The organism is Terrabacter sp. P5_B1, assembly GCF_056400505.1.
Genome location: NZ_JBFULD010000551.1, coordinates 1 through 1,374 on the forward strand (window position 1 = coordinate 1; position 1,374 = coordinate 1,374).

Here is a 1,374-nt window from a genome sequence, read left to right on the forward strand (position 1 = left end):
GGATCTTGTCGGCGAGCATCTCGACCGCGAAGAGGATCGCTGCGCCGATGAGCACGTCGGTGCGGGCGAGGGCGTTCGGGATCTGGCTGAAGCCCCAGATCTTGTCGGCGAGTCCCAGGACGAGCACGACCGCGTACGCGTTGATTCCGCTGCCCCACCCGGTGGTGAAGGCCATGGGGATGAGCTCGGCGCCCACGACACTCCTTCGGTCGTGCGCCGGTCGCTGGCGCGCCGGTGCGTCTGCTGCTGGGCCGGACGGCCGAGCACGGGTCCAACGTCCCGACGCTCCCGCATTCCCGGAGGCCACGCAACGGGACGCGCTCAGTGGGCAGGCAGCGGAAGGGGCCCGATCCGTGAGCGGAGTGAACCCCTGCACCTCACCGTTCGCGGACCGGACCCGCTGGCCCCACTCTGCCGACGCCCGGGACGCAACGGCCTGAGCACACCTACTCAGATTGGCCCGTATCGGGACGGAACGGACCGGGGGAGCGGGCTTCGCCCCAGGGTCGCAACGTCCCGTGGACCGTCTTGACAGCCTGTCGGCGGCAGGGGTTAGGCTTCGAGTATCGAACAGGTGTTCGAACTATGAAGGTCAGTCAGGTTGTCAGTTCAGTCGTCGGTTGGTGTCGGGCCGCTCGTGTGGAGCGCGGGTGGTCCGGGTCGGGATGTCGGCCTCGACGTGTCCGAGGGAGACGTGTCGTGGTGCGTAGGTTCAGTGACTCCGTGCAGGTGAGAGTGCGCGAGCGGGAGCAGTCAGGAGCGGTTCGRCAGGCTCGGACTGCCGGGACGTCCGAGTCGGTCCCGGGACCCCTACAGGTCGGGTCCCTCGAGCCGCCGCCCGAGGCGTTCATCTGGCGAGGACGCCTCTACGTCGTGCGTGGCGTCCTCGCGCACTGGCGCGAACGACGGGCGTGGTGGCGCGACGCGCTCGAGGCCGACGAGGCCCAGGTGCGTCCCGGCGAGACGCTCGTCGCAGCGGCGAGCGAGCAGCACGTCTGGCGCGTCGAGGCGAGCCCCGGCTGGTCGTTCACGCCCGGGGTCTACGACCTGGCCCATGACGAGTCCCCGCACGGCGACCGGTGGTCGCTCGTCCGGGTTGCCGACTGACCATTCCCGGTTCGGAGAAAGAGAGGAGACCACCGTGACCGCCGCCCCCTTGCGCCGCCCACCCATCTCGGTCGCCGTGCTCGACCTGCTCGAGCGGGCCCGGGCGACGCTCGAGTCCGCCTGCCGCACCACCGAGGCTTCCGAGCGCTACCGCGACGCCCACCTCGGTGCACTGCGCGCCGCCGCCGCCCTCGTCGCGGCCCGGACCGTCCCCACCCCGCGAGCGCGGCCCCGCAGCGTCTGGCAGGTGCTGCCCGGTGTCGCGCC

3 protein-coding genes are annotated in these 1,374 nt (G+C 71.3%); 2 read left to right on the plus strand and 1 reads right to left on the minus strand.

Annotated features, from left to right (window positions below; translation table 11 throughout):
• Nucleotides 1-196 (minus strand): DUF4126 domain-containing protein (locus tag AC1DP0_RS21885; RefSeq protein ID WP_478088689.1); only part of this gene is annotated, 196 nt, incomplete at its 3' end.
• 506 nt (nt 197-702) lie between these two features.
• Between AC1DP0_RS21885 and AC1DP0_RS21890 the strand changes: the two genes are divergently transcribed.
• Complete coding sequence (locus AC1DP0_RS21890; RefSeq protein ID WP_478088692.1) at nt 703-1,107, plus strand: DUF6504 family protein; 405 nt, start codon at nt 703-705, stop codon at nt 1,105-1,107.
• 34 nt (nt 1,108-1,141) lie between these two features.
• Nucleotides 1,142-1,374: SAV_6107 family HEPN domain-containing protein (locus AC1DP0_RS21895; RefSeq protein ID WP_478088691.1), on the plus strand; the 233-nt coding region annotated here is incomplete at its 3' end.